Annotated in this window: 23 protein-coding genes; 11 read left to right on the top strand and 12 right to left on the bottom strand. The window is 52.5% G+C overall.

Going from position 1 to position 24,150, the window contains the following annotated elements; genetic code table 11:
• Nucleotides 1–11: 11 nt before the first annotated feature.
• Entirely contained in the window at nucleotides 12–815 is an 804-nt protein-coding gene (gene bcsQ, locus FHW74_RS09870; protein ID WP_183170271.1) for a cellulose biosynthesis protein BcsQ, read from the bottom strand.
• The gene (bcsO, locus tag FHW74_RS09865; RefSeq protein ID WP_183170270.1) at nucleotides 806–1,354 is read right to left on the bottom strand and encodes a cellulose biosynthesis protein BcsO; all 549 of its coding nucleotides are present in this window, start codon (nucleotides 1,352–1,354) and stop codon (nucleotides 806–808) included. The genes bcsQ and bcsO overlap by 10 nt, the downstream gene beginning before the upstream one ends.
• Nucleotides 1,355–1,909: 555 nt before the next feature.
• Here bcsO and dapB point away from each other — a divergent pair.
• The 3 genes from dapB to carB all read left to right on the top strand — a co-directional run bounded on the left by dapB (nucleotide 1,910) and on the right by carB (nucleotide 7,589).
• Nucleotides 1,910–2,731 (top strand): 4-hydroxy-tetrahydrodipicolinate reductase, encoded by an 822-nt coding sequence (gene dapB, locus FHW74_RS09860; protein WP_183170269.1) that lies wholly within the window; start codon nucleotides 1,910–1,912, stop codon nucleotides 2,729–2,731.
• Nucleotides 2,732–3,199: 468 nt separating this feature from the next.
• The gene (gene carA / locus FHW74_RS09855) at nucleotides 3,200–4,348 is read left to right on the top strand and encodes a glutamine-hydrolyzing carbamoyl-phosphate synthase small subunit (RefSeq protein ID WP_183170268.1); all 1,149 of its coding nucleotides are present in this window, start codon (nucleotides 3,200–3,202) and stop codon (nucleotides 4,346–4,348) included.
• 16 nt (nucleotides 4,349–4,364) lie between these two features.
• Nucleotides 4,365–7,589: a carbamoyl-phosphate synthase large subunit gene (carB, locus tag FHW74_RS09850; protein WP_183170267.1), complete on the top strand. Its 3,225-nt coding sequence runs from the start codon at nucleotides 4,365–4,367 to the stop codon at nucleotides 7,587–7,589.
• A gap of 53 nt (nucleotides 7,590–7,642) precedes the next feature.
• Here carB and FHW74_RS09845 read toward each other — a convergent pair whose 3' ends face one another.
• Nucleotides 7,643–8,374: a MerR family transcriptional regulator gene (locus FHW74_RS09845; protein WP_183170372.1), complete on the bottom strand. Its 732-nt coding sequence runs from the start codon at nucleotides 8,372–8,374 to the stop codon at nucleotides 7,643–7,645.
• A gap of 225 nt (nucleotides 8,375–8,599) precedes the next feature.
• A complete protein-coding gene (locus FHW74_RS09840; RefSeq protein WP_183170266.1) occupies nucleotides 8,600–9,811 on the bottom strand; it encodes a diguanylate phosphodiesterase in 1,212 nt (403 codons plus the stop codon).
• Nucleotides 9,812–10,255: 444 nt separating this feature from the next.
• On the opposite strand from FHW74_RS09840, the gene ycgZ reads away from it, so the two are divergent.
• The 6 genes from ycgZ to caiF all read left to right on the top strand — a co-directional run bounded on the left by ycgZ (nucleotide 10,256) and on the right by caiF (nucleotide 12,958).
• Complete coding sequence (gene ycgZ / locus FHW74_RS09835) at nucleotides 10,256–10,501, top strand: regulatory protein YcgZ (protein ID WP_183170265.1); 246 nt, start codon at nucleotides 10,256–10,258, stop codon at nucleotides 10,499–10,501.
• Nucleotides 10,502–10,665: 164 nt separating this feature from the next.
• A complete protein-coding gene (locus FHW74_RS09830) occupies nucleotides 10,666–10,983 on the top strand; it encodes a hypothetical protein (protein WP_183170264.1) in 318 nt (105 codons plus the stop codon).
• A gap of 36 nt (nucleotides 10,984–11,019) precedes the next feature.
• Complete coding sequence (locus FHW74_RS09825; RefSeq protein ID WP_183170262.1) at nucleotides 11,020–11,298, top strand: biofilm development regulator YmgB/AriR family protein; 279 nt, start codon at nucleotides 11,020–11,022, stop codon at nucleotides 11,296–11,298.
• Between the two features lie 197 nt (nucleotides 11,299–11,495).
• A complete protein-coding gene (locus tag FHW74_RS09820; RefSeq protein WP_255459892.1) occupies nucleotides 11,496–11,987 on the top strand; it encodes a toxin-antitoxin system YwqK family antitoxin in 492 nt (163 codons plus the stop codon).
• Between the two features lie 112 nt (nucleotides 11,988–12,099).
• Nucleotides 12,100–12,333: a YgdI/YgdR family lipoprotein gene (locus FHW74_RS09815; RefSeq protein WP_125293159.1), complete on the top strand. Its 234-nt coding sequence runs from the start codon at nucleotides 12,100–12,102 to the stop codon at nucleotides 12,331–12,333.
• A gap of 193 nt (nucleotides 12,334–12,526) precedes the next feature.
• Nucleotides 12,527–12,958 (top strand): carnitine metabolism transcriptional regulator CaiF, encoded by a 432-nt coding sequence (gene caiF / locus FHW74_RS09810; RefSeq protein WP_370527992.1) that lies wholly within the window; start codon nucleotides 12,527–12,529, stop codon nucleotides 12,956–12,958.
• A 518-nt stretch (nucleotides 12,959–13,476) separates the two neighbouring features.
• Here caiF and FHW74_RS09805 read toward each other — a convergent pair.
• The 8 genes from FHW74_RS09805 to caiT form a co-directional block, all read right to left on the bottom strand.
• A complete protein-coding gene (locus tag FHW74_RS09805) occupies nucleotides 13,477–13,845 on the bottom strand; it encodes a hypothetical protein (protein ID WP_183170260.1) in 369 nt (122 codons plus the stop codon).
• On the bottom strand, nucleotides 13,842–14,630 hold the full coding sequence (locus FHW74_RS09800) for a lysozyme (RefSeq protein ID WP_183170258.1): 789 nt from the start codon (nucleotides 14,628–14,630) through the stop codon (nucleotides 13,842–13,844). Before FHW74_RS09800 ends, FHW74_RS09805 begins: the two co-directional genes overlap by 4 nt.
• A gap of 292 nt (nucleotides 14,631–14,922) precedes the next feature.
• Nucleotides 14,923–15,513, bottom strand: a complete 591-nt coding sequence (gene caiE / locus FHW74_RS09795; RefSeq protein WP_183170257.1) for a carnitine operon protein CaiE — start codon at nucleotides 15,511–15,513, stop codon at nucleotides 14,923–14,925.
• 22 nt (nucleotides 15,514–15,535) lie between these two features.
• Nucleotides 15,536–16,321, bottom strand: coding sequence for a crotonobetainyl-CoA hydratase (caiD, locus tag FHW74_RS09790; protein ID WP_183170256.1), 786 nt, complete (start codon nucleotides 16,319–16,321; stop codon nucleotides 15,536–15,538).
• Nucleotides 16,322–16,387: 66 nt separating this feature from the next.
• The gene (gene caiC / locus FHW74_RS09785; protein WP_183170254.1) at nucleotides 16,388–17,944 is read right to left on the bottom strand and encodes a crotonobetaine/carnitine-CoA ligase; all 1,557 of its coding nucleotides are present in this window, start codon (nucleotides 17,942–17,944) and stop codon (nucleotides 16,388–16,390) included.
• A gap of 65 nt (nucleotides 17,945–18,009) precedes the next feature.
• The gene (gene caiB / locus FHW74_RS09780; protein WP_183170253.1) at nucleotides 18,010–19,230 is read right to left on the bottom strand and encodes an L-carnitine CoA-transferase; all 1,221 of its coding nucleotides are present in this window, start codon (nucleotides 19,228–19,230) and stop codon (nucleotides 18,010–18,012) included.
• A gap of 60 nt (nucleotides 19,231–19,290) precedes the next feature.
• On the bottom strand, nucleotides 19,291–20,433 hold the full coding sequence (caiA, locus tag FHW74_RS09775; protein ID WP_183170252.1) for a crotonobetainyl-CoA dehydrogenase: 1,143 nt from the start codon (nucleotides 20,431–20,433) through the stop codon (nucleotides 19,291–19,293).
• Nucleotides 20,434–20,472: 39 nt separating this feature from the next.
• Nucleotides 20,473–21,987, bottom strand: coding sequence for an L-carnitine/gamma-butyrobetaine antiporter (caiT, locus tag FHW74_RS09770; protein ID WP_183170250.1), 1,515 nt, complete (start codon nucleotides 21,985–21,987; stop codon nucleotides 20,473–20,475).
• A 391-nt stretch (nucleotides 21,988–22,378) separates the two neighbouring features.
• Here caiT and FHW74_RS09765 point away from each other — a divergent pair, with 391 nt between their 5' ends.
• Entirely contained in the window at nucleotides 22,379–23,152 is a 774-nt protein-coding gene (locus FHW74_RS09765) for an electron transfer flavoprotein FixA (protein WP_183170249.1), read from the top strand.
• Between the two features lie 11 nt (nucleotides 23,153–23,163).
• Nucleotides 23,164–24,105: an FAD-binding protein gene (locus FHW74_RS09760; RefSeq protein WP_183170247.1), complete on the top strand. Its 942-nt coding sequence runs from the start codon at nucleotides 23,164–23,166 to the stop codon at nucleotides 24,103–24,105.
• Nucleotides 24,106–24,150: the final 45 nt, after the last annotated feature.

Raw genomic sequence — 24,150 nt, 5'->3', positions numbered from 1 at the left:
CCTGGTAATCGTCAGAAATGTGATGTTTTAAGACTGGCGTGAACCGCACCGTCTCCAATATTGATGCCAAGCAGGCCTGCCACTCTTTTACTGATTAATTCGATATCGAATGCCGCGGCGGAAGCCGGGCTGAAATCAAAGATGGACTGCTGCGAGGCGTTGGCTTCCGAAACGCTCTCATCACGATTAATAATGCCAATAAGCTGTTCGCCCAGACGCTGTTGCATAAACGCGGTGACGTCGCGGCTGATATTCCGGCGGTTATCGCTCTGATTAAGTACGAAGTAATAGCCCTGTTTGTGGTTCAGCGGCTCGCCGATCAGACGATGGTTTTCGATATGCGGGAGCAGCGACAGGGAGGCGGTATCTGCCAGCAGTGTCACCAGGTGCAGATCTGCGAGGCGGGACATCGCTTTCAGCGCCGGACTGGGGCCTGGCGGGAAATCGGCGATAATCACCAGACCGGGGTAATTCAGCAGTGTGCTTAAGCCACGCAGCAAAAAATGCGGGTCGCTGGCGAGGTGCTGCTCGAAGGTTAAGCGCTGCTCTTCTGTGACATCGCCATAGGGCAGCAGAAACACGTTGCCACCCGCCGTCAAGACGAACTGGCTCCAGTCGGCGGATTCGCCCGCCTTCGCCACGTAGCCGCGCCCGTCGGAGAGCGGCACGCCAAAATGCAAGCGCAGGGCGTTTTGTACGTCGAAATCAATCGCCAGCACTTTACTGCCCGAGCGAGCCAGCGCGTACGCCAGGTTGGCCGTAACGGTTGTTTTTCCTACGCCGCCTTTAGGCGAACAAACACAAACTAACGGCATGACGCGATGGTCTCCAGCAACGTTTGTAAGGGGATATCTTTCGCGTTTTGCCCAGTTGGCATTGCGCCTTTTGTCGCAAACAACCGATCAAACCGCACGGGTTGAGTCTGCCCAGGCGCAGGGGCATCAACCGGTGCGGCGGGGGACGATAAAACAGGTTGAGCAGGCGCGGCGGCGGAGGCCGGCGGCGGCACCTGAGAAAGCAGCGGCGGTTGCGCAGGCGTTTGACGGACATCAGACTGCTGGGGCGCAAGGCTGCCAAAGATGGATGAAGCCGTCGCGACAGGTTTGGGCGCCGATGGCACAGGTTTGGCCAGGCTGGCTTCAAAGGTATGGGCATCGACGGCCTGGGGAACCGGGGCGGACACGCTGCCGCCTTGCGCGAGCTGGGTTTGCTCGTCGCCTTCAGATGCCAGCTGTTTGATGATGGCCCAGTTACCGCTGCTGTGCTGCTGGCTTTGCGCCGACATGTCCTTGAAATCGATAGCGCCGGTGCGTGTCTTATCCTTGAAACGCTGCAAATCATCATAATTTTTCATAGCGAGGCTTATGATTTACAAGAAATTTTTTCTTCTTCCACGCACGTTGGAAGCATAACGGTTAATTCAGACAATAAGCCAAAGGTCGTAATTCATCAAATATCCCGGCGTCGCCGACGATTATTTGGTATTTCCGAATGGCAATAGTCGCCCAAGTTATTATTTTCTTTTAAATCTATTACCGGCTGACACGATACAATATATCGGTTTTAACGGTCATTCCTCCAGAATTTTAGCGTGGCGGCAGTGATTTGTCTGAATAGATGGTGTGTTAAAAAGCGGAAATTTGAATTCCGCCATAATAAAAAAGACTGATTTTGAAAATGAGTTTAGCCGATCTCAGGAAGGTCATGAGGGAGCCAGGGATTTTTGTCAGGTCAATAAACAGAGAGAGCGAATGGCTCAATATCAGTAAGGGATTGATGCGCTTTACTGATATCAATGTGCCTTTGACGTAAATTTCTAATCATCGGTGTTTTAGGTTGGCAGCGTCTATGCAGAGTCGTTAACCTGAAACTTAGTACCAGGTCATTTCTAAACATAAAGAGTATCGATATGCATGATGCACAGGTTCGCGTAGCCATCGCGGGAGCGGGTGGCCGTATGGGACGGCAACTGATTCAGGCGGCGCTGCAAATGGAAGGTGTGGTTCTTGGCGCAGCGCTGGAGCGTGAAGGGTCTTCGCTGGTGGGTAGCGATGCCGGAGAGCTGGCAGGCGCAGGCGCCACTGGCGTGCGGATCCAGACCAGTCTTGAAGCGGTAGTGAATGATTTCGACGTATTTATTGATTTCACCCGTCCTGAAGGGACATTGCAGCATCTGGCGTTTTGCCGCGCCCATCATAAAGGCATGGTCATTGGCACCACCGGTTTTGATGAAGCGGGCAAGCAGGCGATCCGCGATGCCAGTGCGGATATTGGCATTGTATTTGCGGCTAACTTCAGCGTGGGCGTGAACGTGATGCTCAAGCTGCTGGAAAAAGCGGCCAAAGTCATGGGCAACTATGCCGATATCGAAATTATCGAAGCGCATCACCGCCATAAAGTGGATGCGCCGTCCGGTACCGCACTGGCAATGGGCGAGGCGATTGCGGATGCGTTAAATAAAGATCTCAAGGATTGCGCGGTGTATGCGCGTGAAGGCCATACCGGTGAACGTCAGCCTGGCACTATCGGTTTTGCCACCGTGCGCGCTGGCGACATTATCGGCGAGCATACTGCCATGTTTGCTGATATCGGCGAGCGTGTAGAGATTACTCATAAGGCCTCCAGCCGGATGACTTTTGCAAATGGCGCGATTCGCGCCGCAATTTGGGTCAATGCGGAGAAAAATGGGCTTTTTGATATGCGAGATGTGCTGGATTTAAACAATTTATAATCATTTTTACCCATCGTGATGTGGTTATTACAATCGTAGTGCATTGATTGAGAGGGTGATATTTTATCGCCCTTAATTTTTTATGTTTTTATAAGGGTTTTAGTTTTTATATTCGATGTAACATCCAAAAGCACGTATTATCTGCCATTTCTCTGTTATTTTATTGTAAATTTTGACCGTCTGGTCCACTTTTTAGTGGCATCAGGCAGTGATTTAACATTTAATAAGCCTGTTAATCGGTTTCGTCGCCAGGTTTGATCGGTTTTTTAGCGCTTATCCCCCATTATTTCTCTGTGGTTGACAAAATTAACTGAAAAATCCCGTTTTCAGGGTAGACTTTTGCCCATCCTCTCCTTAGAATGCCGCCGTTTGCCAAAAATTCACCGGGCAAGCGTATTTGCGTTGATTCATTCATACTAAATGAATTAATATGCAGATAAATTGACTGTTTATTCCCTGGAGGACGTTTTGATTAAGTCAGCGCTGTTGGTTCTGGAAGACGGAACCCAATTCTACGGTCGGGCCATAGGGGCATCAGGTACGGCAGTAGGGGAAGTCGTTTTCAATACTTCAATGACCGGTTATCAAGAAATCCTCACTGATCCTTCCTACTCCCGCCAGATTGTCACTCTCACTTATCCCCATATTGGTAATGTCGGTACTAACCCGGCAGATGAAGAATCTTCCCAGGTACATGCGCAAGGCCTCGTCATCCGTGACCTGCCGCTGATTGCCAGCAACTTCCGCAATACCGAAGACCTCTCTTCTTACCTCAAGCGCCACAACATTGTGGCCATCGCTGATGTGGATACCCGCAAGCTGACTCGCCTGCTGAGCGAGAAAGGCGCGCAGAACGGCTGCATTATTGCCGGTGACAATCTGGATGCCGCCCTGGCGCTGGAAAAAGCTAAAAACTTCCCTGGCCTGAACGGGATGGATCTGGCGAAAGAAGTCACTACCAACGAACCTTACCGCTGGACCCAGGGAAGCTGGGACCTGAAAAACGGTTTGCCAGAAGCCAAAACCGACGAGGAACTGCCGTTCCACGTGGTGGCTTACGACTACGGCGTGAAGCGCAACATTCTGCGCATGCTGGTGGATCGCGGCTGCCGCCTGACGGTGGTTCCGGCGCAGACCCCGGCGGCTGAGGTGCTGAAGATGAACCCGGACGGGGTTTTCCTCTCCAACGGACCTGGCGACCCGGCACCGTGCGACTACGCCATCGATGCGATTAAAACCTTCCTGGACACTGACATCCCGGTATTCGGCATCTGTCTCGGTCACCAACTGTTGGCGCTGGCCAGCGGTGCGAAAACCGTGAAGATGAAGTTCGGCCACCACGGCGGCAACCACCCGGTGAAAAACGTTGAAAACAACACCGTGCTGATTACCGCCCAGAACCACGGTTTTGCGGTGGATGAGGCCACGCTGCCCGCCACGCTGCGCGTAACCCACAAATCTCTGTTCGATGGCACGCTACAGGGCATCCATCGCACCGATAAAGCGGCATTCAGCTTCCAGGGTCACCCGGAAGCCAGCCCCGGCCCGCACGACGCCGCGCCGCTGTTTGACCATTTTATTGCGTTAATTGAGCAGTACCGTAAGAACGCCAAATAATCAGGAGAAAAGAGCCATGCCAAAACGTACAGACATAAAAAGCATCCTGATCCTTGGCGCTGGCCCGATTGTTATCGGGCAGGCCTGCGAATTCGACTACTCGGGCGCCCAGGCGTGTAAAGCGCTGCGCGAAGAGGGGTACCGCGTTATCCTGGTAAACTCGAACCCGGCGACCATCATGACCGACCCGGAAATGGCCGATGCCACCTATATCGAGCCGATTCACTGGGAAGTGGTGCGTAAGATTATCGAGAAAGAGCGCCCGGACGCGGTGCTGCCGACCATGGGCGGCCAGACGGCGCTGAACTGCGCGCTGGAGCTGGAACGCCAGGGCGTACTGGAAGAATTCGGCGTCACCATGATTGGCGCGACGGCTGACGCCATCGACAAAGCGGAAGACCGCCGCCGTTTTGACGTCGCCATGAAGAAAATCGGCCTCGACACCGCGCGTTCCGGTATCGCGCATACCATGGAAGAAGCGCTGGCAGTGGCGGCGGATGTTGGTTATCCGTGCATCATTCGTCCGTCCTTCACCATGGGCGGCACCGGTGGCGGTATCGCCTACAACCGTGAAGAGTTCGAAGAGATTTGCGAGCGCGGTCTGGATCTCTCTCCGACTAACGAACTGCTGATCGACGAATCGCTGATCGGCTGGAAAGAGTACGAGATGGAAGTGGTGCGTGATAAAAACGACAACTGCATCATCGTCTGCTCGATTGAAAACTTCGACGCCATGGGCATCCATACCGGCGACTCTATCACCGTCGCGCCGGCGCAGACCCTGACCGATAAAGAGTACCAAATCATGCGTAACGCCTCGATGGCGGTACTGCGTGAAATCGGCGTGGAAACCGGCGGCTCTAACGTCCAGTTCGCCGTTAACCCGAAAAATGGCCGCCTGATCGTTATCGAAATGAACCCGCGTGTGTCGCGTTCTTCCGCGCTGGCCTCGAAAGCCACCGGCTTCCCGATTGCTAAAGTGGCGGCGAAACTGGCGGTGGGCTACACCCTTGATGAGCTGATGAACGACATCACCGGCGGCCGTACCCCGGCGTCGTTTGAACCGTCCATCGACTATGTGGTTACCAAAATCCCACGCTTTAACTTTGAAAAATTCGCGGGCGCGAACGACCGTTTGACCACTCAGATGAAATCGGTCGGCGAAGTGATGGCGATTGGCCGCACCCAGCAGGAATCGATGCAGAAAGCGCTGCGCGGCCTGGAAGTGGGCGCCACCGGCTTTGATCCGAAAGTGAATCTGGATGACCCGGATGCGCTGACCAAAATCCGCCGCGAACTGAAAGACGCCGGCGCTGAGCGTATCTGGTACATCGCCGACGCGTTCCGCGCGGGCCTGTCGGTTGACGGCGTGTTCAACCTGACCAACATTGACCGCTGGTTCCTGGTGCAAATCGAGGAGCTGGTTCGCCTGGAAGAGCAGGTGGCGGATGTGGGTATCACCGGCCTGACGGCAGATTTCCTGTGGACCCTGAAGCGCAAAGGCTTTGCCGACGCGCGCCTGGCGAAACTGGTTGGCGTGCGCGAATCGGAAATCCGCAAACTGCGTGAACAATACAATCTGCATCCGGTCTACAAACGCGTGGATACCTGCGCAGCGGAATTCGCCACCGATACCGCTTATATGTACTCCACCTATGAAGACGAGTGCGAATCGCGCCCGAACCCGGACCGCGAAAAAATCATGGTGCTGGGCGGCGGACCGAACCGCATCGGCCAGGGCATCGAGTTTGACTACTGCTGCGTACACGCTTCGCTGGCGCTGCGCGAAGATGGTTATGAGACCATTATGGTCAACTGCAACCCGGAAACCGTCTCCACCGATTACGACACCTCCGACCGTCTGTACTTTGAACCGGTCACCCTGGAAGACGTGCTGGAAATCGTTCGCATCGAGAAGCCGAAAGGCGTGATTGTCCAGTACGGCGGCCAGACCCCGCTGAAACTGGCGCGTGAGCTGGAAGCGGCAGGCGTGCCGATTATCGGCACCAGCCCGGACGCCATCGACCGCGCGGAAGACCGCGAGCGCTTCCAGCAGGCGGTGGATCGCCTGAAGTTGAAACAACCCGCTAACGCCACCGTCACCACCATCGAACAGGCGGTAGAGAAAGCCGCGCAAATCGGTTATCCGCTGGTGGTGCGCCCATCTTACGTGCTGGGTGGCCGCGCGATGGAGATTGTTTATGACGAATCCGACCTGCGCCGCTACTTCCTGACCGCGGTCAGCGTGTCTAACGATGCGCCGGTACTGCTGGACCGCTTCCTGGACGACGCGGTGGAAGTGGACGTTGACGCCATCTGCGACGGCGAAATGGTGCTGATTGGCGGCATCATGGAGCATATCGAGCAGGCGGGCGTGCACTCTGGCGACTCCGCATGTTCGCTGCCGGCTTACACCCTGAGCCAGGATATCCAGAACGTGATGCGCCAGCAGGTGCAGAAACTGGCGATGGAATTGCAGGTACGCGGCCTGATGAACGTGCAGTTCGCGGTAAAAGACAACGAAGTGTACCTGATTGAAGTTAACCCACGCGCCGCGCGTACCGTGCCGTTCGTTTCCAAAGCCACCGGTGTGGCGCTGGCGAAAGTGGCGGCGCGCGTGATGGCGGGCAAAACCCTGGCAGAACAGGGCGTCACCAAAGAGATCATCCCGCCGTACTACTCGGTAAAAGAAGTGGTGCTGCCGTTCAATAAATTCCCGGGCGTTGACCCGCTGTTAGGGCCAGAAATGCGCTCAACCGGCGAAGTGATGGGCGTGGGCCGCACCTTCGCGGAAGCGTTCGCCAAAGCGCAACTGGGCAGTAACTCGACCATGAAGAAATCGGGTCGCGCGCTGCTGTCGGTACGTGAAGGCGATAAAGAGCGCGTGGTGGATCTGGCGGCGAAACTGCTGAAGCAGGGCTTTGAGCTGGATGCCACCCACGGCACCGCGATTGTGCTGGGCGAAGCCGGTATCAACCCGCGTCTGGTGAATAAAGTGCATGAAGGCCGTCCGCACATTCAGGACCGTATCAAGAATGGCGAGTACACCTACATCATCAACACCACCGCAGGCCGTCAGGCGATTGAGGATTCCAAACTGATTCGCCGCAGCGCGCTGCAGTACAAGGTGCATTACGACACCACGCTGAACGGCGGCTTCGCGACGGCGATGGCGTTGAATGCGGATGCGAAAGAAAAAGTGATTTCCGTGCAGGAGATGCACGCGCAAATCACCAGGTAAGTGAAAGGGCGCTAAGCGGCACCCCGGAGATGGCTTAATCGACGGGGTGCGTATTACACGCCGTGAAACGCAATATCAAAGCCCTGTTCCTGCCAGTGGGTTAACTGCTCCTGCTGACGCAGCGACAGGGTTTTGCCTGTCCAGACAAAGATATGCTGACCGGGAAACAGCTCCGGGCGCGGGGATTCCAGCGGTTCTGCCAGCACATCAATATTCCAGCCCTGTTGCGCAAGCCGCCAGGCCTCCAGCCAGAGCCGGGTGCGGTCGTCGCAATCCCAGCCAATCAGCAGCGCCTCTTTAGCGGATTTCTTGCGGACTTCCGCCAGCGCCGATACGGCGTAGTCAATCAATACCCCATCCAGCATGCTGCAAATGGCGCGGGCGGTATTTTGATCGAGCCGAAGCCGGTGACGCACAGGAATAATAATATGATCGATAAGCGCGTCGGCGGAGTGCTGACGGCCCGCAGCGATAATTGCGGCGCGGAGTTTCGCGGGACGGGCATGGCGCAGCACCGTCATCATCTCTTCCTGATGGGATGCCCAGTCGTCATGCTCAATATTATGACGCTCTTCCAGCAGCGCTTTAACTTTGCCAACCGGCACGCCGCTCTGGATCCAGCGCTTTATCTCTTCGATACGCTGAATGTCGGTTTCATCGAACTGACGATGCCCGCCTTCGCTGCGCTGAGGTTTGAATAACCCATACCGTCTCTGCCAGGCGCGCAGCGTGACAGGGTTTATTCCGCATCGTTCAGCGACTTCGCCAATACTATAAAAGGCCATTGACTCACTCATACTCAAACCGGTACGTCCGTGTTCCAAACTAACTAATTTGCACATCTCGTACAAATCATTTTCTGTTGTATAACCCTGGAGGCTATTTGCTGTCACGAACCGCCTCGGGTGCAGCAGGAATTTTCACTAAACAGTGTAATAAGCTTCCTCGCGTCTTGCTGATTATTCTCGCCACTCTGTTTCCTTTTCAGACAAGAACGCGAGGTTAGTTATTCAAAAAGCAGATTTTTTTTCCGGCCAGGCTACAGCAGGGATGCTCGCGAATGCAGGGCGGGCAAACAGATGCCCCTGGAACAGCGCAATGCCAGCCGACTCCAGCCACATCCACTCTTCCGGTTTCTCAACGCCCACGGCGCACACCGAAATTTCTAACGATGTACAACTTTTGATGATACCTAAAATAATCGCCTGACGCGGACCGCTTTTATGGACGTCCTCGATCAGTTCACGATTGATCTTAATGCGATCGGGCTGGAAACGCGCCAGCAGGGAAAGGCCGGCAAACCCGGCGCCAAAATGGTCGATCGCTACGCGGATGCCTGCGGCCTTCAACTGGCGGATTGCACCGGTAAACTCTTCAAGGCGCGAGATAATTTCTTGTTCGGTGAACTCCACAATAATCTGGTCGGGCACCAGGCCGTTTTTATGGATCTCCTCGACCAGAAACGCGACCGCGCCGGGGATCTTCACCAGGGTCATGGGCAGCAGATTAACCGACAGGCTTTGCTTGCCGAGATTCAGATCCGCAGCCATGGCAAACGCGACGGTTTTACTTTTCAGATCGGCTTCATAGACATCATCTCCTTCCAGCCCCGCAAACCAGGCCTGCGGCGAATCCCCATCCGGGGTACGCAGCAGGGCTTCCAGCGAGACCACTTCCTGTGCCAGCGGGTCGATAATCGGTTGGAAAGCGAAGCTGCAACGCCCGGGCTGTGCGACCACTGGCGCGACTGCGCTGTCATCAGGAACAAATTCCCAGGAATCAGCCGCCGGGATTTCAAAGTAGTTTTCTTTTTCTCTGGATTCGACAAAGGTACGGAAAAACTGCAACGCGCGGTCGTCATAGGTTAACTGATACTTTGATGTCCCTTTATCCAGCACCGTCTGGAGCACCTGATTACTGTCATGTTCGCGTAAATCAAACAGTTCCATCCCTGACTTGCCGAAACGCCGTGCAGGCGCGTAATCCCGCAACAGTTCCACCACGTTGTAATGACGCGCATCTTCACAAATATGGCGATAAATCGTCAGCACGCTCTCTTCCGGCCCTTCAAGCAACTGGAAAAAATGTGTGCCGTTAAACAACAAAATGCCGGTAACGTCGGCCTGACTGTTTTTGTTATTTGCTGCCTCGACCATGTCTTCCAGCGTTTTGACCGGAACGTTGTCGCAGATATGGCTGCGGTAGATGAGGGTGGTGAGCATGACAATCCCAGAGTAGGTGTATGAAACGCCACAGTATCAGATGACTACGGCGAGGTCTTGTCATGATTATGGTTTCTCGTAAGGAACCTGGATGGACACATAGCGATAACGGGCGTGGCCCAGAATAATCGGTATCTGGCGCGTTGTTTATAAACACTATTTTTACATACGGATTCGTTGCAAGGCTAATTGTTAAATATCCTTGTAGAAGATACAGGATATATTCTGGAGTCAAAATTTTCTATGTATCGCTTTTCTGTTGTTCTTGCGTTGAATAGCATGCGGAACAGGAAAAATTGTTAACATTATGATTTTGATATTTAACGTTTTTTAATATTTATCTTAAAAAAACCTTGTGCCGTTGTACAATTTTGATGTACAACTTTGATCATCTTGTATACTTTCTTTAAACTTTACTGAATCTGAATATTGCTGGAGTGACATATGCAACAGAACGGTTACCTTCCGGAACGCGCTAATGCCATTGCCCGTTATTTCAATAAAGCGGCGTTACCCACCCAGCAGGAGACGCTCGGTCAGATCGCTGTAGAAATCCTCAGTGAGGGGCGGAATCTAAGCCGGAAGGCGATTTGCACCCGATTGTTGCGACGGCTAGAGCAGGCTTCCGGCCCGGAAGAAGAAAATCATTATCACACGTTGATTGGTTTGCTTTTTGAGCGCCACGACTAAATCACTCAACAGCAACAGATTACCTGGTTATTAAGTCAATTCTGGCGGGAGTAATTTTCAGGTTACACAAAGGTTTGCCCATCTGGCGCGGACCTTCTTCCCCGGATAACTGACTCAATGCCGCGTATCCGCTCCGGGAGAAAGCGGCAATCAGAGACGCAGTTATGAACAGAAGTGAAATCGAGCAACTAACAGACGAAATCATTGGCGAAGCGGTGCTATTCCTGCTTAAGGAAAACCTGCCTATCAATACTCAGGCCCTCATCAGGCAGCTTAGGGCGATGAAAGACGAGGAGTCTAACAGCGAGCGACGTGAACTGATCGGTGAAGTGATCGCCAAAATCAGTCATACCGTGGTTGCGACGCGACGTAAGCCAGTACCCGATGAAAAAGCATTAAGCCGGGATGGCAGGATCGCCAGGGATAACGTTTATCAGTTGTTCGAAGATAGTAAGCAGCCAGGAAACAGCAAAAAACACTGACTGCATCTCATCACTCATGAATAAGGATGTAAGCAAATGAGCCAGGTAATTATTCAGGAATCAGAGGCCTATACCAACCTGCCTGACAACACACTGTCCAACTATTTCCGTAATGCCGGGGAGATGTTGGCAGAAGAGTCTCTGCTGCTGGGTACGGTGGTAAACAGCATTATTGCTTCGCAAGAGCCGTTGACCAATAAAGCGATTATTGTGCGATTAATGGCGGCGCTAAAAAACACCCAGGATGCGGTGAAATGCGACGTTATTCGTAAGACGCTGGAGATCGTCGTTAACCATACCACTGACGATATCTAACCCTGCATTTGTCAGGCGCAACCTTCACCGCGAATCGTTCATATTATTGAGCGCCGTAGCGGTGAGGCGTGGTTTAGCTTTGCCGACTTCCCTGCCTTATTATTTCTCCCTACCAAATATGATGAGTTTCAGGTAACCCTTGAATCATTAGCTAAAATTACCGTGCCCGCAGGAATGCACTTATTAAGGAGAACATTTTGCAACGCGCACTGGTAATCATGTCGTTTTCACTGCTGCTTTCAGGCTGCGCCGAATTCTCTTCCTCCGTGACCAATACCATTGACGCCATGGGAATGGCTCCGGACTATGCGAAGGGAACCACGCCGAACGAACTGCAAAATCATAAACTTGAAACGCCTGCCATTTCCGTTACCGACAACGTGCCGGAAGGGAAGCTGGTTGAGCGTTACGATAACGGCAATAAAAAATTTGAAACCGTAGTAAAAAACCGCTGCTTTAATGAATACCTCGATCTTTATTATCCCAATGGCCAATTACGTACCCATACGCCGCTGGTGAATTGCAAAGCGGAAGGCAAATCGCAGGGATATACCCAGGACGGTAAATTACGCACGGTAATTAATTATAAAAATGGCCTCGCCAATGGTGAAGTCTCGGCCTACGACGCCAACGGGAAAATCACCAAAACCGTTATTTATAAAGACGGGTATCCGGCAGATAAATCCTGATAACGCAGCGTGGCGCTCTAAGAGTGTTCTGTTTCCGCGCCACCGTTTCGCTCGCGCAACTATAGTTAAAGGGTAAATACCATAAATACACTGCAATGCACGGGAGAAAACCATGCGAGCGAAATATCTCATTACCCCTATTTTAGCCGCCAGCGCGCTGTTGTTTATTAGCGGCTGCTCCTCTAACCAGTCGGTAAAAACCACCGATGGCAGCACCATCGTGACTGACGGTAAACCGGAAGTGGACAGTGATACCGGCTTGGTCTCTTACGAGAATGCCGAAACCGGTAAAACCGAGCAGATTAACCGCGATCAGGTTAAATCCATGAGTGAACTGGATAACTAACCTTCTGAGGCGTATAGAATTACTCCGGCTATACGCCTTCATTTCCACTGGTTGACGCAAATTTTCGCATCGTTATTCTTATAAATCTCATCTGAATAAGACTAAAGAGGTATTTGGCGGGTTATTATCATATTATTAGCCATAGTTTTTCCGTGGTTATGGGTGCAGGTTAGTTTTGCTACCTGATAATTTCATGTTGTGGCCAGAGATATGTGATAACGGTGTCATTATGAGTGAAGAAACTGTTGGAAAACCGCTTTATTTGTTAATTGCAAATTGGGTGATGGCGCAGAATCGCTGGGTAAGTGCCAAAGAGATTGCAAGTGAGTTCGATATACCTCACTGCAAGGCGATCAATACGATGTCCTATATTCTTTCACAAGTTGGGGAAATAGTTTGTGAGACTAAGACGATCCCTAACCAGCTTGAAGGTCGAGGGTGTCAGTGTCAGCGTTTAGTTAAAGTAAAGCATATCGATTCCCAAATCCATGCGAGGTTTCAGAATAGCCCACAAAATAAAGAGGACGTCGCGGTCGCGCTGCCCCGTCAGGCCCCTCAGCTAGCGGGAGAAATGAACCGGGAGCAAAAATGGCAAATGATGCTTTCAAAAACCCTTCGCCGTTAAACGGTTTATACCTGACTTATTAAATTTCCGGAAAAAAACCAAAGGGCTTTGAACAACGCTTGTGCTGGCCCCGAAAGGGCCAGGCCGAAGGCTCAGTCACGCGGCAAGAGAAAGACAAATTCGTCTGGAACGAATGTGAACAGCCACTGGCTGGCTTTCGGTGAGAGACGAGATGCCTCAAATTCATTCCCTGGTGCGTACATAAGTACGTAACCGGGGTGCGTGAGTGCAGCGAACGCACCTGCAACTTGAATTATGACGGTTATCGTTTGTGAAAAAGCCTGATTAGCTGACATTGCCAGTCAGTTAAACAGCTGACTGGCTGCTACATTGAGTAGGAGGCGGGACTACTCTCTGAGGATGCCTACTTATTATCAGTAGATAAGCACTGTATATGAACATAGCCGCTTCAGTGATACTGATTTCAATACGTATGAAGAATATCTGAATATATTCTCCACACGTCAGGTAAAAAGTTGCCTTCCTGGTTTTATCATCTCGCTGCCAGCATACCCGGATTATTTGGCCCAAATTTTTTGCTCAAGAAGGATTTTGTATCCAGATTTAGCTTTTGCTGTTACAAGCAACTGCCAGGCATCATCCCCATCATCTGGATATTGCCCCTGAATAAGGTTATAGATATAACCTTTTTTTTCAAAGACATACCCTCTAAAATTTTGCATCGCACCAACGTTAAGTGTACGACCATTTTTAATGGTCAATGTGGTACCGTTTTTTTTGTTTATGGAATGGTAAATAATCCCATTGCAAGCTATATCATATTCACTGCAATCACCCTGATCAATTTCTATTTTGAACGTTTCATTTTCAAAGCTGCCAAAACATAAAAGAGGGTAAATGAATACTGCACACAATAGCCACTTCATATTTTTACATAGCCATTGTTGTTAAATACATTTAGTTCAGATGTTCGCCTGTTAACCAACCCGTGCATTATATGGCCTTGTGAAATGCTGTAAGCCCGCCACGCTTTTTCAAGTTCATCAGAAGATTCACCATTTATTATTTTCAATACCTCTGAGTGATAAAATCCGGATTTTTTATCGTCATTGCGCGGCCCTATGTTGTAAGTCAGCATAACGAGTGCGTCAAACTCCCCCTGCGTGAGTTTGGTTTTTACATAATTTTGTACTGGTTTAATATACTCAATGAGTTGGTTATTAAAAAAACGTGATGCATCTGGCTCTGAAAGGCCGCCAGCATAATGTGTAAATTCACTTCTGCTAAGGAGATGCCCGTAACCTATTGTAGCGCCTGGGCACCACCCGTTTACTCTCCTGCTGGTCTGATCATTATATGGATAGCGCTGATATGTTTCATAGCTTTTCATTAATTTTATGCACTGCTGACTGGGTTGCATATCGCGAGCATCATATCTGTTGGAGGTGTTATCAAAACCTTTATATCTTATTGCCCCTTGTTCCGCACCGCTCAGTAATTTTTCAATATGTTTTCCTGGCAAAATGATTCCATCTGCATTTAAGAGAAGGGACCTCTGATATACTACAATTGCCCTTGCGACATTCCCTATGTTTATTGAATGGCAATCAAGATTATAAAATCCTTTTTTGAACAACCATTGGGCAACCGTTCTGACATCCGAATTGTTATTTATGCCGCGAATGCCAACAGATGCTTTTATAATTTTCATATATATCATTCCCTTGAATTAGCGTAAGACTTAACACTTAAAATAAACCAAACAAAGTTTTGATGCCTGGTTTAAATGTAAAAATTTCTATTACTGCCACGTTGCTAAAAGATTGCTCTTGCATCACCTTTTGTACCACTGAGTTTGCATAGGCAGTTATTGCGGCGTACCACTGCCGTTATGTTTCCCTGCTTCTTGGGGATATGTGATAGTTTAAACCCGCTGGCGCATCGACTTTATGTCTTTCAACAGACTGATAGATAAGGATAATATTTTGCTTTTGCCGCCATCTTTATACCTGGGGTTGAACGTTGGTGGTGCCTTTAAGGCGGCGACGCTGCGGTTCCGGTTCGTTCAACGGTTCGGTTTCCCGCAACCCCAAATGGCAGCGTTGCGCCAGATCTTGATATTCACGGGTATTTAATCGCTTCCAGTGAAGTTCCTGTTCGGTAACATCGCGATAATATTTGGCCGGGCTGCCTATCAGCATCTGGCGGGGCGCTCCAGTAAATCCCGCTTTGACGAAACTCATTGCCGCCACAATGCTTTCAGCGCCGATATACGCGCCATCCATAATGACGCTGTTCATACCAATTAAGGCATCACGGCCAATAACGCAGCCATGCAAAATTGCGCCATGACCAATATGACCCTCTTCTTCAACCACCGTATCCATGTCGCAATAGCCATGCATAATGCAGCTATCCTGGATATTTGAACCCGCTTTAATAATCAGTCGGCCGTAATCACCTCGTAATGAAGCATGGGGGCCGATATAAACATTTTCCCCAATCATTACATCGCCGATTATTACCGCGCTGGGATGGATATATGCGTCCGGATGAATAACCGGAATTAGCCCTTCAAAAGAATAAATATGCATAGCGCGCTCCTGAGCCAAATTTTTACCGGCCTTTCCAGACCGGGGCGCGTTTTTCCGCAAACGCCAGCGGGCCTTCGCTGGCATCTTCAGAATGCAACACCGCCGGATAATGCGTTAACGCGCCGCTGCGAATATGGCGATAGCCTTGCTCAACGGGTAATTCACAGGTTTCACGATAGATTTCTTTTAACGCGGTGACCGCGAGCGGGGCGCTTTCCACAATGCTGGCGGCGAGTTCTCGTGCGCTTGCCATCAATTCGCTCGGCTCCACCACGCGGTTGACGATCCCCCAGCGCAGCGCTTCTTCGGCTTCCATATGCCGCCCCGTCATTACCAGCTCATTAACGATCGCCGGAGGAAGAATTTTCGGCAGACGCAGAATGCCGCCGCTGTCAGGCACAATGCCGAGACGCGCTTCGGGCAGGGCGAAACGGGCGTTGCTGGAACAAACAATCATGTCCGCCGCCAGCGCCAGTTCGAAGCCGCCGCCGAAGGCGTAGCCGTTGACGGCAGCGATCACCGGTTTATCGAGATGAAATAATTCGGTCAACCCGGCGAAACCGCCCGGGCCGAAATCGGCATCCGGTGCTTCGCCTTGCGCAGCGGCTTTTAAATCCCAACCAGCGGAAAAGAAACGTTCGCCAGCGCCGGTAATAATAGCGACGCGCAATTGCGGGTCGTCGCGAAAGTGCATAAAGACTTCGCCCATGGCGAAACTGGTTTTGGCATCAATCGCATTGGCTTTGGGTCTGTCGAGCACGATTTCAAGGATAGGGCCGTTGCGGATGATATGGAGTGATGAGTTCATCTTTTTTAATCCTCTTAATCACAGAGATGTTGAAAAGCCAGAGCGCTAACTCTGGCGCGTGATCGGTTATTTCAAATATTTCCTGATGATTTTGCCGGTGCAATTACGTGGGAGATCGCTGCAAAACTCGACGAATGACGGCACCTTAAAATTCGCCATCGCGTTCTGGCAGAAAGTAAAAAATTCCTGTTTGTTGAGGCTTTCGCCGTCGTTGAGCACCACAAACGCTTTTAGCGCCTGGTCGCGCATCGGATCGTGGACGCCGATCACCGCGACATCCTGAATTCCCGGATGCCCGGCGATAATATTTTCAATTTCCGAGCAGGAAATATTTTCGCCGCCGCGTTTGACCATGTTGCAACTGCGGTCGATAAAATAAAAAAAGCCTTCGTTATCGACATACGCAAAATCGCCGGTATGCAGCCAGCCTTGTTGATCCAGAGCGCGGGCCGTGGCGTCGGGATGGTTGTAATACTCTTTGAACAGTGTCTTACCCGGCTCGCCTTTAATACACAGTTCCCCGGCCTCGCCGCAGGGAACGGGTTGATTCCGGCTATCGCGGATCTCCGCCTGGTAGCCGAAGCCGGGCCGCCCGATGGATGGCCAGCGCCGCTTATCGCCGGGGCGATCGCCGATCGCGCCGACGATGGTTTCGGTCATTCCCCATGAGGTCAGCAACCGGACGTTAAACCGCGACATAAACGCGTCTTTTTCCGCCACCGACAGATTGAGATAGAACAGAATGTCGCGTAGGCAGTGCTGGCGCTCTTCGGCAACCGACGGTTGCAGCATCAGGGTTCTTATCATCATCGGAATGCATTCGGTGAGGGTCGCCTGATGGCGGCAAACCTGCTTCCAGAAAGCGCGAGCGCTGTATTTTTCCAGCAGCACAAAAGTCGCACCGACGGAAAACGCCGCCATCGCGGCGGTACACTGGCAATCGATATGAAAAGCGGGCATCGGGGTCAGATAGACATCATCTTCGCGCAGCGCGCACTGCCAGGACGAGTAATAACCCGCGAAGCGTAAATTGTAGTGAGTAATCACTACGCCTTTCGGGCGTGACGTGGTTCCCGAGGTAAACAGGATTTCTGCGGTATCCAGCGGATCAAGGGGCGGCGCGTACATCAACGTCGCGGGCTGGGAATCTTTCTGGCAGATAAAGTCGATCTCATCGTCGCCGGGGCTAAACGGCTCGGCGCTAATCAGGCAGATGCGCTCCAGCATGGTTTCCCCGGCGTTTTTTATCTGCCGGTACATGGGGTAAAACGCCGTTGAGGTGACGAGCATCCGCGCCTGGCAGTTACCCAGCAGCCAGGTGCTCTCATCGCTTAATAATCGCGCGTTAATCGGCACCATAATCGCGCCGATTTTCGCCAGACCGAACCAGCAGAAAATAAATTCCGCGCAGTTATCCAGATGCAGGGCGACCTTATCGCCTTTGACGATGCCAAGCATGGTGAACAAATTCGCCGTGCGGTTAATTTGCTGATTGAGCGCGGCGTAACTCAGTTGTGTGAGGGTTCCCTCGCAGGACTCAACAATAAGTGCGGTTTTGTCGCCATACATTTCCGCCAGGTCATCCCACATCTGGCGTAAATGTTGGCCGCCAATCATATCCATTCCGTTATTGTCCCTTGTGCTGTGCCGAAAAGCGCGGCGGCCGCTGGCCCGCGCAATATGTGAAGTTACTTTTCTACCTTCGCCAGGCCTTTTTCGACAAGCGCCGCTATTTGCGCGTCGCTGTAGCCGATGTTTTTCAGAATGGCGACGGTATCCATGCCGTGCGACGGCATCCCGCGCCAGATTTTTCCGGGATTGTTTTTAAACTTCGGCATCACATTCGGGCCGCGACAGGTTTTTCCTTCCAGGTTTTGCCACTGGGTAAGGGATTCGCGGGCGATATATTGCGGGTTATGTTCCAGCTCCGGAATGGTCAGCACTTTGGCGCTGGCGATATTCAGCTCCGCGAGGCGCGCCAGCACCTGCTCGATGGTGAGCGCGGCGAGCCAGCTATCAAGTTTCTCTTCTATCAACATGCCGTGCGGGCATTCGATGCGGTGAATCAGCTGGGTACCTTCCGGGATTTCCGGCGTGTTCAGCAGATGCGCCAGACCGATATCTTTAAAGATCTCCTGGATCTGGGTGATGCCGACCAATTCCATTACGATGTAACCGTCTTTACAGCGGTATAGCCCGCACCCGGCATAATAGGGATCTTTGCCTTTGGTCATGCGTGGGCAGACTTCGCCGCCGTTGAAATAATCCATCATGAAGTACTGGCCCATGCGCAGCATCACTTCATACATTGCCACGTCAATGCTTTCGCCGACTCCGGTTTCACGGGCTTTGTACAGCGCAGCAAGCGCCGCCGTAGTGGCGGTCATACCGGAAAAGTAATCGGCGGTGTAGGGGAAGGCGGGCATCGGCTGGTCTTTATCGCCGTTCTGGATCAGATAGCCGCTGAACGCCTGGGCGATGGTGTTATAGGCGGGCAGATTAGTGTATTCCTCGGTGCCGTACTGCCCGAAGCCAGATAAGTGGGCGATTACTAACTTTTTGTTGCGTTGCCACAGCACGTCATCGGTGATCCCGCGCCGGGCAAACGCCGGGCCTTTGCTGGCTTCGATGAAAATATCAGTGGTTTCCATCAGCTTAAGAAATGCCTCGCGGCCTTCCTCTTTAAAGATATTCAGCGACAGCGCGTGAAGATTCCGCCGCGAAAGCTGCGGATAGTGCGGCTGGACGCGAATGGTATCCGCCCAGGCGACGTTTTCAATCCAGATAACCTCCGCGCCCCATTCGGCAAACATCTGCCCGGCAAACGGACCGGCGATTTCAATCCCGGAAAAAACAACCCGCACGCCGGAAAGTGGACCAAATTGCGGCATCGATAACTGAGCGGTCATAGTGCGTTCCTTACAAAGTGGCAGCCAACGGCGCCCGTTCGGGCGCCGTGTTGAGCGGGATTAGCGATACTGTTTCAATACCGAACGGCCCAGCGTCAGGATCTGCATTTCATCCGAACCGCCGGAGACGCGGTCAACGCGCAGATCGCGCCAGAAACGGGTGATGCGATGGTTACCGGCGATGCCCACGCCGCCTAACACCTGCATCGCCGAATCCACCACTTCAAACGCGGCATTGGCGCAGAAGTATTTGCACATCGCGGCGTCGCCGGAGGTGATCAGGTGGTTATCGCTTTTCCAGGCGGTTTCCAGCAGCATGTTTTTCATGGAATTCAGTTTGATCGCCATATGCGCGAACTTCTCCTGAATCAACTGGAAGCGGCCAATGGTTTCGCCAAACTGAACGCGCTGATTGGCGTAACGGGCCGCGTCTTCAAAGGCGCACATCGCGGTGCCGTAGTTGGTCAGCGCCACCAGGAAGCGCTCGTGGTCGAACTCTTCTTTGACGCGGTTAAAGCCGTTGCCTTCGCGGCCAAAGCGGTCTTTTTCTTCCAACTCCACATTGTCGAATACCACTTCGCAGCAGCTATCCATGCGCAAACCGAGTTTTTCCAGCTTGTTCACTTTGATGCCCGGTTTGGTCATATCGACGCACCATTCGGTGAACACCGCTTTGTCCGGCGACGCGCCGTCGCGTGCCATTACCACCAGATACGGGGTATGGGCGCTACTGGTGATAAAGCATTTGCTGCCGGAGAGATACACCTTGCCGTTTTTGCGGGTATAGGTAGTTTGCAGGCTGCCGACATCGGAACCCGCGCCCGGTTCGGTGATGGCAGAGTTCCACATTTGTTTGCCGGTGCCGCGAAACGCCATGATCCGGTCGATTTGTTCCGGCGAGCCTTCGCGCAGGAAGGTGTTAAAACCTCCCGGCAACTGGTACAGCACGTAAGTCGGCGCGCCCAGGCGGCCCAGTTCCATCCATACCGCCGCCAGAGTGACGAAACCAGCTTCTAATCCGCCATGTTCTTCGGGGATCAGTAAGCTATCGATGCCCATATCCGCGAGCGCTTTAACAAAACGTTCCGGATACTGGCTGTCGCGGTCGCACTCGGCGAAATACGCTTCCCAGTTTTCACTGGCCATCAGTTCACGAATACCGGCGACAAACAGTTCCTGTTCATCATTCAATGAAAAATCCATCTCAATAACCTCATCTGTTGGAATTAGGGTCCGTGAAAATCACTCTTTCCAGTTCACTTTGGCGTCTTTGATAAACGAAAGCGTAACCATGATATTGACGAAGAACAGCGGGCAGCCGCCGGCAATAATGGCCGTCTGAATCGGCTTGAGGCCGCCCAGCGCCAGCAGCACGATGCCAATTATTCCCACCAGGATCGACCAGCCGATACGCACCAGCAGCGGCGGCTCTTCGCCGTCTTTCACGGCGCGGCAGGTGGACATCGCCAGGGTGTAAGAACAGGCGTTAATCAGCGTCACGGTGGCGATAAAGCACAAGATAAAGAAGCCCCACATCGTCGCGGTGCGCATCGGCAGCGCCGCCCAGGTTTCAATAATTGCGCGCGGTACGCCGTACTGTTCAATCAGGTGCGGGATATTAATGATGTTTTGATCCATCAGCAGCAGCGTGTTACTGCCCAGAATGGTCCACAGCAGCCAGGTGGCGGCGGTCAGACCGGCGACCATGCCGAGGCATAGCTCGCGCACCGTTCGGCCTTTGGAAATACGCGCCAGGAAGATGCTCATCTGGATAGCGTAAATCACCCACCACGCCCAGTAGAACACGGTCCAGCCCTGCGGGAAGCCGCCTTTGCCGATGGGATCGGTATAGAACAGCATACGCGGTAGATACATCAACAGCGTCCCGATGGAATCGGTGAAGTAGTTGACCATAAAGCTAGCGCCGCCGACGATGCAGACCCAGCCGAGCATCAGTAGGCTCAGATAACTGCGCACATCGCTGGCGATCTTGATCCCTTTCTGTAAGCCGCAGGCCACGCAAATCGCGTTCAGCACGATCCAGCAAGAGATGATGATCGCGTCCAGTTCGAGGGTGTGCGGAACGCCGAACAGGAACTGGATGCACTCAGTCACCAGCGGCGTCGCCAGCCCAAGGCTGGTGCCCATTGCGAAGATTAGCGCCACCAGATAAAAGTTGTCGATCACCACGCCGAACAACCCGCTGGCATGCTTTTCGCCAATCAGCGGCGTTAGCGTGGAACTGGGGCGAATAACGTCCATTTTGCGCACAAAGAAGAAATAGGCGAATGCCACCGACAGAAAGCTATAGGTCGCCCAGGGTAGCGGGCCCCAGTGCAATAAACTGTACGCCAGACCAAATTCTTTGGCGGCGTTGGAGTTGGGGGGCAGGCCGAATGGCGGGCTGGAGATGTAGTAGTAGATTTCAATCGATCCCCAGAACAGCACGGCGGCGGAAGTGCATGACGCGAACATCATAAAAATCCAACTGGCGGTGCTGAATTCCGGCGCTTCCTCGCCGAGGCGTTTTTTGGCATACGGCCCGAACACCAGCCAGAACCAACCGGCGAACATCACCACCATGTACCATTCAAATGCCCAACCCCACATGCTGGTCACGTAGCTGAATACCGCGTTAATAACCTTATTTGCCGCATCCAGATCGCGTACCGTCAACCAACATAATATGCCGACGATAATTAATGGCGGGAAAAAAACCTTAGCTTCAACTCCTGGTTTTTTCTTTTCACTGTTCATATTTAAATTCCAATTTTATTACATCCTGGCAATATTATTTATCCCGTATTTCCATTTGCTGGCGTTTTGTTGCTATTGCCGGGGCATAATGAATAGAGCCTCCTGCTGATTCTGTTAAATAGATCACAGAGTCGCGGCATTCGATTTGTTGAAACAATCCCCTGTTTTATTTTTTATTAATAAATCAATAGATTGTCTTGGTGATATGAATGGGTTGACGGCGCTCACTTTCAATATTGGTGAAGCCTGCGGCAATATTGAACGTCATTTCCTTTGCGCGCCGCATGACTTCAGTATTGGTGATGCAGGTTTTATTTTTGGTTATCTGCGCATGTTACTTGTTATTTCTGTTGTCGAGCTATTCGATATTAATGACGATTCTGGAGAGGGAATGAAGATAATTACCTGCTACAAATGCGTGCCGGATGAACAGGATATTGTAGTAAATAATGCGGACGGCTCGCTGGATATGAGTAAAGCGGAAACAAAAATAAGCCAGTACGATTTAAACGCCATTGAAGCCGCCTGCCAGATACGTCAGCAGATGCCTGACGCGCAAGTGCTGGCGCTGAGCGTCGGCGGCAATGGGCTGAATAATGCCAAAGGCCGTAAAGATGTACTCTCGCGCGGCCCGGATGAATTAATGGTGGTAGTGGATGACGCGCTGGAACACGCGCTGCCTCATCAAACCGCCGCCGTGCTGGCCGCCTCCGCGCAGAAAATCGGTTTTGACCTGATCCTGTGCGGCGATGGTTCCGCCGATCTGTATGCCCAGCAGGTGAGCCTGCTGCTTGGCGAAGCGCTGAATATCGTCGCCATCAACGGTATTAGAAACATCCTTTCCGTCACCACCGACGCCATCACCGTTGAGCGTGAACTGGAAGACGAAACCGAAACGCTGGTGGTCCCGTTACCGGCGGTGATTGCCGTTTCCACAGATATTAACGCCCCGCAAATCCCTTCAATGAAAGCCATTCTGGGTGCCGCGAAGAAGTCGGTTCAGGCCTGGACGCTGGCGGATCTCGGCGTGACCGCCGCGCCGCCGCGTTCCACCCAGCAGGTCAGCGCGCCCACACAGCGCCAGCGTCAGCGCGTCATTATTGAAGGCGACGGCGACGAGCAGATCGCGGCCTTTGCCGAACATCTGCGCAAGATTATTCATTAAGAGGGACGGAAATGAGCAAGTTTTCAAGCTGTTGGGTATTCAGCGATTCACAGTCCCGCCTGCCTGAATTAATCGGCGGCGCGCAGCATCTGGCGGAACAGATTAACGTATTCGCGCTTACTCCGGCGGAGGCCGAAAGCGCATTCCATCTGGGGGCGCATAACGTCTGGCTGTTATCCGGTAAACCCGAAGATCGGATGTTGGAAGATTACGCCAACGTGATGGCGGAGACGATGGGCGGCCGGGGTTCGTCCGGCCTGGTACTGCTGCCAGCCACCCGGCGCGGCAAACTGCTGGCGGCCCGTCTGGGCGCACGGCTTGCGGCGGCGGTGACCAACGACGCCAGCGCGCTTAGCGTCGCGAATAATCAGGCGGTGGCGAAGCATATGGTGTACGGCGGACTGGCGATAGGTGAAGAGACGCTGCTGTCGTCCTGGGCCGTGGCGACCTTAAGCGCAGGTGCGTTTGAGCCTGCGGCGGTTAACAACGCCGCCTGCGGCACGGCGAAAACCGTGATGTGGCAAGCGCCCGAGGTGGCGGTTATCCGTAGCGCATCAAAGGTGAAGCAGAGCAACGCCGTCGATCTCGATAAAGCCAAACGCGTGGTCAGCGTTGGGCGCGGCATCGGCAGCAAAGAGAATATCGCGCTGGCCGCCGCGCTTAGCCAGGCGATCGGCGCTGAACTGGCCTGCTCGCGTCCGGTGGCGGAAAACGAGAAGTGGATGGAACATGAGCGTTACGTCGGGATCTCCAATCTGATGATCAAGCCCGAACTCTATCTGGCGGTCGGCATTTCCGGGCAAATCCAGCATATGGTTGGCGCGAACGGCGCACAGACCATTGTGGCGATTAATAAAGATAAAAACGCGCCGATTTTCCAGTGTGTGGATTACGGCATCGTCGGTGATTTGTTCAAAGTGCTACCCGCGTTAACTGCGGCGTTATCACGTTAATCAACAGGGCAGGGAGCCTGGACGGTTCCCTGCCGTTGCAGTTGT

Origin of the sequence: Atlantibacter sp. RC6, from assembly GCF_014193285.1 — a bacterium.
GTDB lineage: Bacteria > Pseudomonadota > Gammaproteobacteria > Enterobacterales > Enterobacteriaceae > Atlantibacter.
The sequence above is the reverse complement of the archived record's forward strand: the minus strand, read 5'-3'. Positions and strand labels throughout refer to the sequence as shown.

Excerpts from the sequence above, each read along its gene's own strand:
- FHW74_RS09840 (WP_183170266.1), bottom strand. The coding sequence starts at position 9,811 with ATGCTCACCACCCTCATCTACCGCAGCCATATCTGCGACAACGTTCCG.
- FHW74_RS09765 (WP_183170249.1), top strand. The coding sequence starts at position 22,379 with ATGAAGATAATTACCTGCTACAAATGCGTGCCGGATGAACAGGATATT.
- carB (WP_183170267.1), top strand. The coding sequence starts at position 4,365 with ATGCCAAAACGTACAGACATAAAAAGCATCCTGATCCTTGGCGCTGGC.
- ycgZ (WP_183170265.1), top strand. The coding sequence starts at position 10,256 with ATGCAACAGAACGGTTACCTTCCGGAACGCGCTAATGCCATTGCCCGT.
- dapB (WP_183170269.1), top strand. The coding sequence starts at position 1,910 with ATGCATGATGCACAGGTTCGCGTAGCCATCGCGGGAGCGGGTGGCCGT.
- bcsO (WP_183170270.1), bottom strand. The coding sequence starts at position 1,354 with ATGAAAAATTATGATGATTTGCAGCGTTTCAAGGATAAGACACGCACC.
- FHW74_RS09830 (WP_183170264.1), top strand. The coding sequence starts at position 10,666 with ATGAACAGAAGTGAAATCGAGCAACTAACAGACGAAATCATTGGCGAA.
- bcsQ (WP_183170271.1), bottom strand. The coding sequence starts at position 815 with ATGCCGTTAGTTTGTGTTTGTTCGCCTAAAGGCGGCGTAGGAAAAACA.
- FHW74_RS09800 (WP_183170258.1), bottom strand. The coding sequence starts at position 14,630 with ATGAAAATTATAAAAGCATCTGTTGGCATTCGCGGCATAAATAACAAT.
- caiE (WP_183170257.1), bottom strand. The coding sequence starts at position 15,513 with ATGCATATTTATTCTTTTGAAGGGCTAATTCCGGTTATTCATCCGGAC.
- FHW74_RS09825 (WP_183170262.1), top strand. The coding sequence starts at position 11,020 with ATGAGCCAGGTAATTATTCAGGAATCAGAGGCCTATACCAACCTGCCT.
- caiA (WP_183170252.1), bottom strand. The coding sequence starts at position 20,433 with ATGGATTTTTCATTGAATGATGAACAGGAACTGTTTGTCGCCGGTATT.
- caiC (WP_183170254.1), bottom strand. The coding sequence starts at position 17,944 with ATGGATATGATTGGCGGCCAACATTTACGCCAGATGTGGGATGACCTG.
- caiT (WP_183170250.1), bottom strand. The coding sequence starts at position 21,987 with ATGAACAGTGAAAAGAAAAAACCAGGAGTTGAAGCTAAGGTTTTTTTC.
- caiB (WP_183170253.1), bottom strand. The coding sequence starts at position 19,230 with ATGACCGCTCAGTTATCGATGCCGCAATTTGGTCCACTTTCCGGCGTG.
- FHW74_RS09815 (WP_125293159.1), top strand. The coding sequence starts at position 12,100 with ATGCGAGCGAAATATCTCATTACCCCTATTTTAGCCGCCAGCGCGCTG.
- caiD (WP_183170256.1), bottom strand. The coding sequence starts at position 16,321 with ATGAACTCATCACTCCATATCATCCGCAACGGCCCTATCCTTGAAATC.
- FHW74_RS09805 (WP_183170260.1), bottom strand. The coding sequence starts at position 13,845 with ATGAAGTGGCTATTGTGTGCAGTATTCATTTACCCTCTTTTATGTTTT.
- FHW74_RS09845 (WP_183170372.1), bottom strand. The coding sequence starts at position 8,374 with ATGGCCTTTTATAGTATTGGCGAAGTCGCTGAACGATGCGGAATAAAC.
- caiF (WP_370527992.1), top strand. The coding sequence starts at position 12,527 with ATGTTGTGGCCAGAGATATGTGATAACGGTGTCATTATGAGTGAAGAA.
- FHW74_RS09760 (WP_183170247.1), top strand. The coding sequence starts at position 23,164 with ATGAGCAAGTTTTCAAGCTGTTGGGTATTCAGCGATTCACAGTCCCGC.